Consider the following 4,533-nt stretch of genomic DNA (forward strand, 5'->3'; position numbering starts at 1 on the left):
CGCCGGACGCCGCACGGAGCAGCTCGACCATCGCGTCGACGTCCCCGTCGCAGGCCGCGGCGGCCGCGAGGAGGGCCTGCTCGGCCGGGCGGTCCACGGCTCCGCCCGGGACGAGACGGACGGGCTCGGGCTGGGCCATGGGTGGGGACCTCCTCGTCGACGGCGCCCGGGCCGGTGCGCCCCGGGGTCGAGGATTCACCGTAGTCAGCACGGGGACGGCGGGGAATGGCCGGTGCGCCGGGGGCGAAGCGGCCCGCTCTTTCTTGACATGTTCCAGAGAACCGGATGGGATCGACTGGCATGGAGACCACGACGCGGGACGAGGACGAGCGCACGCTGCTGCGCGGCGTCGGCCTGCGCGTGACCCGGCCCCGCCTGGCGGTGCTGACCGCCCTCGCCGACCACCCCCACGCGGACGCGTCCACCGTGCTGGCCGCCGTGCGTCGGGCCCTGCCCGGCACCTCGCACCAGGCCGTCTACGACTGCCTCCACGCGCTCACCGAGGCCGGGCTCGTGCGCTCCCTGCAGCCCGCCGGCTCCCCGGCCCGCTACGAGATCTGCACGGGCGACAACCATCACCACCTCGTGTGCCGCGGCTGCGGCACGGTCGTGGACGTGCCGTGCCGCACCGGCTCCGCCCCGTGCCTCGACGCCCCCGAGGACCACGGCTTCGCGGTCGACGAGGCCGAGGTCTACTACTGGGGGCTGTGCTCCGGCTGCCGGGAGTGACCGCCGCCGTCGTCCCGCTGGGCCGCGCGTCTTCCCCCGTCCGCCCGCCCGTGCCAAGGTGTGGCACATGACCGAGAACACCGCCGCCCTGCCCGCCGCCGAGCGTCCCGGCACCCCCGCCCTGCCGCAGGACCTCATCGACGTCGACGCCCTCCTGGAGGCGTACCGCACCGGTCACCCGGACGTGACGGACCCGACGCAGAAGGTCGTGTTCGGCACCTCCGGCCACCGCGGCTCCGCGTTCACGACCTCGTTCAACGACGACCACATCGCCGCCATCACGCAGGCCGTGGTCGAGTACCGCACACACCACGGGATCACGGGGCCGGTCCTCGTCGGCAAGGACACCCACGCCCTGTCCGGGCCCGCGCAGGACACCGCCGTCGAGGTGCTGCTCGGCAACGACGTCGAGGTGCTCGTCGACTCCCGCGGCGGCTACACGCCCACCCCCGCCGTCTCCCACGCGATCCTGCACCTGAACGCCGGGCGCGAGCTGTCGCCGTCGGGCTTCGCGGTGGACGGGGACAACGCCGGCCTCGTGGACGGCCTCGTGATCACCCCCTCGCACAACCCGCCCGCGGACGGCGGCTTCAAGTACAACCCGCCCCACGGCGGCCCCGCGGACACCGAGGCGACCACGTGGATCGCCGACCGCGCCAACGAGCTGCTCGCCGCCGGGCTGGCGGGCGTGCACCGGGTGGCGAGCGCCGACGTCGCTGGCCACGCGAAGCTGGGCGGCTTCGACTTCCTGGACCGGTACGTGTCCGATCTGCCGCAGGTGATCGACGTGGAGGCGATCCGCGAGGCGGGCGTGCGCATCGGCGCCGACCCCATGGGCGGGGCCTCCGTGGCCTACTGGGACGAGATCGCCGACCGCCACGGGCTGGATCTGACCGTGGTGAACCCGGAGGTGGACCCGCGGTTCGGGTTCATGACCCTGGACTGGGACGGCAAGATCCGCATGGACTGCTCGTCGCCGAACGCGATGGCCTCGCTGATCGAGCGGATGACCCCGGACGCGGACGGGCACGCGCCCTTCGACGTCGCCACCGGCAACGACGCCGACGCGGACCGGCACGGGATCGTCACCCCCGACGGCGGGCTGATGAACCCGAACCACTACCTCGCCGTGGCCATCGACTACCTGTACCGCCACCGCGAGCAGTGGCCCCAGAGCGCGGGCGTGGGCAAGACCCTGGTGAGCTCCTCGATGATCGACCGCGTGGCCGGGGACCTGGGCCGCGAGCTCGTGGAGGTGCCGGTGGGCTTCAAGTGGTTCGTGCCGGGCCTGCTGACGGGCACCGGCGTGTTCGGCGGCGAGGAGTCCGCGGGCGCGTCCTTCGTGCAGTTCGACGGCAGCCCGTGGTCCACGGACAAGGACGGGCTGCTGCTGTGCCTGCTGGCCGCGGAGATCATCGCCGTGACGGGCCAGTCCCCGTCCGAGCGGTACCGCGACCTCGTGGCCCTGCACGGCGACCCGGCGTACGCGCGCATCGACGCCCCCGCGACCGCCGAGCAGAAGGCGAAGCTGAAGACCCTCTCCCCCGACGACGTCCCCGTGACCGAGCTGGCCGGCGAGACCATCCTCGCGACGCTGACCAACGCCCCGGGCAACGACGCCCCGATCGGCGGGCTCAAGGTGGTCACGCAGCACGCGTGGTTCGCGGCGCGGCCCTCCGGCACCGAGGACGTCTACAAGATCTACGCGGAGTCCTTCCGCGGCCCCGAGCACCTGACGCAGGTGCAGGCGGAGGCGCAGCGGCTGGTGGACGCGGTCATCGGCTGACCCCCACCCCCGCCCGCTTTCGTTCGGGAAACGGCGGCGTGTCGCACCGCTTTCGTTCGGGAAACGGCCGGGCGCGCGCGCCGTTTCCCGAACGAAAAGGCCCTAGGGGCGCCGTCTTCCGAACGAAAGTGCGCGGGTCGCGCGGGGGACGACGACGGCGGCCCGCCCTGCCGCCGCACAGGGCGGCTCGGTAGCGTGGCCGACATGAGCACGCAGCCTCCCGGTCTGACCACGGACTCCTCCGACACCCCCGACGACGATCCCGTCCGCGAGCCGTTGCCCACCGAGGCCCTGCCGATCGCGCCGGCCGGACCCCGACCCGAGGAGCCGCGGGCCGCCGTCGAGCGTCTGCGCGCCGCCGCCCGCTCCCGCGCCGCCCACCCGCGCGCGGTGCGGGTGCGCCAGCTCAAGGGCCTGAAGCGGATGCTGACCGAGCACGCGGACCGGTTCGTCGCGGCGCTCGGCACGGACCTGGGCAAGCCGGCCACCGAGGCGCTGATCACGGAGATCGTCTCGGTGCGCTCCGAGGTGGACCACGCGCTGCTGCATCTGACCGACTGGATGGAGCCGCGGCCCGTGAAGCTGCCGCTGGCCCTGCGGCCCGCGAGCGCGGAGGTCCGGCCGCGGCCCAAGGGTCTCGTGCTGGTCATCGGCGCGTGGAACTACCCGCTGCAGCTCGCGCTCGCCCCGGTCGTGGGCGCGCTGGCGGCCGGCAACACGGTGGTGCTCAGCCCGTCGGAGAAGGCCCCGGCCACGGCGGCGGCGCTGCGGGAGCTGGTGCCGCAGTACCTGGACTCCGCGCTGGTCTCCGTGGTGGCGGGCGGCAAGGAGTGCAACACCGAGCTGCTGGCGGAGCCGTGGGACCACATCCTCTACACCGGTGGGGAGCGCGTGGGCCGGATCGTCTACGAGGCGGCGGCGAAGACCCTCTCCCCCGTGACGCTCGAGCTGGGCGGCAAGTCGCCGGCGGTGGTGACGCCGTCGCGGAACACGGGCGCGATGGCCCGCCGCATCGCGTGGGCGAAGTTCACCAACGCGGGCCAGACGTGCGTGGCCCCGGACTACGTGCTGGCCGTCGGCGAGGCCGCGCTGCGCCAGGTGACCGCCGAGCTCCCCGCAGCCCTGCGCGAGTTCTACGGCGACGACCCCCGCGCGTCGAGGGACTACGGCCGGCTCATCTCCGCCGAGCACGCGGAGCGGCTGCGGGAGATGCTCCAGGCGGACCTCGACGCCGGCGCCGAGCTGCTCGTCGGCGGCGACGTGGACGTGGCGGGGCGGTACATGGCGCCCACCGTGGTGACGGGCGTCACGCCGGACGGCGCGCTCATGCAGGAGGAGCTGTTCGGCCCGATCCTGCCCGTGCTGACCGTGGACACCTTCCAGGACGCCCTGGACTTCATCGCGGAGCGCCCGCACCCGCTGGCCGCCTACCTGTTCACGGACCGGCCGAGCTATCACCGGGCGTTCGACGACCAGGTGCAGGCCGGTGGCCTCGGCTACGACGTCGGCCTGCTGCACGCCGGCATCGCGACGCTGCCGTTCGGCGGGATCGGCGCGTCCGGGATGGGCGCGTACCACGGCATCCACGGGTTCGAGACGTTCTCCCACCTGCGCCCGTCCATCACGAAGTCGGACCAAGTGGACACGCTCAAGACCGCGTACCCGCCGTACGGGCGGATGAAGCGGGCGCTGCTGCCGAAGATGCTCTGAGGGGCGGGGGTCAGCGCTGCGGCCAGAGTCCGCGGCGGGCGTAGACCTCGGCGAGGACGTCGGCGCGGTCGGTCATGATCCCGTCGACACCGAGGTCGAGCAGGCGCTCGATCTCCGCGGGCTCGTCCACGACCCACACGTGCACCGGCAGGCCCGCCGCGTGGCACCGCCGCACGAAGTCGGCGGTGGCCACGGGCACGCGGCCGTGCCGGACGGGCACCTGCACGCAGTCGACGTCGAGGGCGTACCGGCGCAGCCAGCGGGTCAGTCCCAGCGGGCCCAGCGTCACGAGCGCCGCGATGGCGGCC

Annotated in this window: 4 protein-coding genes; 3 read left to right on the forward strand and 1 reads right to left on the reverse strand. The window is 73.9% G+C overall.

Annotation, left to right across the window (positions count from 1 at the left end; translation table 11 throughout):
* Positions 1 to 300 precede the first annotated feature (300 nt).
* The 3 genes from HMPREF3105_RS05595 to HMPREF3105_RS05605 all read left to right on the forward strand — a co-directional run bounded on the left by HMPREF3105_RS05595 (position 301) and on the right by HMPREF3105_RS05605 (position 4,225).
* On the forward strand, positions 301 to 729 hold the full coding sequence (locus HMPREF3105_RS05595) for a Fur family transcriptional regulator (RefSeq protein ID WP_070708944.1): 429 nt from the start codon (positions 301 to 303) through the stop codon (positions 727 to 729).
* Positions 730 to 796: 67 nt separating this feature from the next.
* On the forward strand, positions 797 to 2,515 hold the full coding sequence (pgm, locus tag HMPREF3105_RS05600) for a phosphoglucomutase (alpha-D-glucose-1,6-bisphosphate-dependent) (RefSeq protein WP_041103503.1): 1,719 nt from the start codon (positions 797 to 799) through the stop codon (positions 2,513 to 2,515).
* A gap of 204 nt (positions 2,516 to 2,719) precedes the next feature.
* A complete protein-coding gene (locus HMPREF3105_RS05605) occupies positions 2,720 to 4,225 on the forward strand; it encodes an aldehyde dehydrogenase family protein (RefSeq protein ID WP_070708945.1) in 1,506 nt (501 codons plus the stop codon).
* Between the two features lie 10 nt (positions 4,226 to 4,235).
* Here the strand turns inward: HMPREF3105_RS05605 and HMPREF3105_RS05610 are convergent.
* The coding region (locus HMPREF3105_RS05610; protein WP_305791330.1) for a glycerophosphodiester phosphodiesterase family protein at positions 4,236 to 4,533 on the reverse strand (298 nt) is incomplete at its 5' end.

This window comes from Micrococcus sp. HMSC31B01 (assembly GCF_001816085.1).
In the GTDB taxonomy this organism is placed as follows: Bacteria; Actinomycetota; Actinomycetes; order Actinomycetales; family Micrococcaceae; genus Micrococcus; species Micrococcus luteus.

What these genes read in the sequence shown, in the direction of transcription:
- HMPREF3105_RS05595 (WP_070708944.1), top strand. Translation starts at nt 301, where the DNA reads ATGGAGACCACGACGCGGGACGAGGACGAGCGCACGCTGCTGCGCGGC.
- pgm (WP_041103503.1), top strand. Translation starts at nt 797, where the DNA reads ATGACCGAGAACACCGCCGCCCTGCCCGCCGCCGAGCGTCCCGGCACC.
- HMPREF3105_RS05605 (WP_070708945.1), top strand. Translation starts at nt 2,720, where the DNA reads ATGAGCACGCAGCCTCCCGGTCTGACCACGGACTCCTCCGACACCCCC.